The organism is Variovorax sp. 01T432, assembly GCF_056398605.1.
Genome location: NZ_JBFTPS010000132.1, coordinates 1 through 1,483 on the forward strand (window position 1 = coordinate 1; position 1,483 = coordinate 1,483).

Below are 1,483 nucleotides of genomic sequence, written 5' to 3' on the forward strand. Positions count from 1 at the left end.
GTGATCGACGGCATCGCCTTCCAGACCAACATCCTGGCGCTGAACGCGGCGGTCGAGGCCGCRCGGGCGGGCGAGCAGGGCCGTGGCTTCGCCGTCGTGGCCTCCGAGGTTCGCAGCCTGGCGCAGCGCTCGGCSGCGGCGGCCAAGGAGATCAAGACGCTGATCGGCGACTCGGTCRACAAGGTGGAAGAGGGCAGCAAGCAGGTGGCCGAGGCGGGCAAGACGATGGAAGAGATCGTCGACAGCGTCAAGCGCGTGACCGACATCATGGGCGAGATCACGGCGGCCAGCCAGGAGCAGACYTCRGGCATCGAGCAGATCAACCAGGCCATCACGCAGATGGACCAGGTGACGCAGCAGAACGCGGCGCTGGTGGAAGAAGCATCGGCGGCGGCGCAATCGCTGCAGGAGCAGGCCGGCCATCTATCGCAGACCGTCGGCGTGTTCAGGCTCGACAAGCACCCAGGCATCGGCTACGTCAACTCGCGAATGCTCGCCGTCTGAGGCCAGAGCTCCGTTTCCAGTTTTACCCGCAATTGTTTGAAAGAAGTGAGATGAGTTTGAACAACCTGAAAATCGGCACCCGACTGGGCATCGGCTTCGCCATGATGCTGCTGCTCATGGCCTTCATCACCGGCACCGGCCTTTGGCGCCTGGAGAGCGTGGGCAGCGCGACAAGAAGCATGATGGAGGACGCGCTGGTCAAGGAGCGTCTGGCCAATGAGTGGTCCAACCTCCTGGGTCCGGCGATGGTGAGCACCTTCGCGATGGTCAAGGCCACCGACCCCGCCACGGAGGCGTATTTCTCGAAGGGCCGGGCCGACAGGTCGGTGGCCATCAACCCGATCCAGAAGAAGCTCGAGGGCCTGCTGACCTCCGCGGAGGAAAAGAAGCTGTACGCCGCGATCGCGGACACCCGCAAGATCGTGCTGGACATCCTGCCCGCGCTGGCCAAGCTCAAGGCGGACAAGGACTTCGACGGGGCCAACGCGCTGGCCGACACGAAGTTGTCGGCCGCGCTCGGCGTCTACGAGGCGTCCGTGGCCAAGCTGGGCGCCCATGAGCGTGAACGCATCGACGAGGCGGCCCGCGGCATCGCGGCGGATCACGCCGCCGGCCGTACGGCGCTGCTGGTGCTGGCCGCCATCTCGCTGGTGGCGGGTGGCCTGCTGGCATGGCGTCTCTCCGTCGGCATCGTTCGGCCGCTGGGACGTGCCGTCGCCGTGGCGGAGACGGTGGCGGGCGGCAACCTGACTTCGACGATCGAAGTCGGATCCCGCGATGAGACCGGCCAGCTGATGCAGGCGCTCAGGAACATGAACGCCAGCCTGGCGAAGGTGGTGGGCGAAGTGCGCCAGGGCACGGACACCATCGCGACGGCTTCGAGCGAGATTGCCTCGGGCAACCAGGACCTCTCGTCGCGCACCGAGCAGCAGGCCAGTTCGCTGGAGCAGACGGCCGCCTCGATGGAGGAGCTCACCAG

The 1,483-nt window shown here is 66.4% G+C and carries 2 protein-coding genes; both read left to right on the forward strand.

Annotation, left to right across the window (positions count from 1 at the left end):
• A partial coding sequence (locus AC1DNF_RS35575) for a methyl-accepting chemotaxis protein (RefSeq protein WP_478153623.1) occupies window positions 1–504 on the forward strand: 504 nt, incomplete at its 5' end.
• A 56-nt stretch (window positions 505–560) separates the two neighbouring features.
• Window positions 561–1,483, forward strand: a 923-nt coding sequence (locus AC1DNF_RS35580) for a methyl-accepting chemotaxis protein (RefSeq protein WP_478153625.1), incomplete at its 3' end; no start/stop codon positions are given.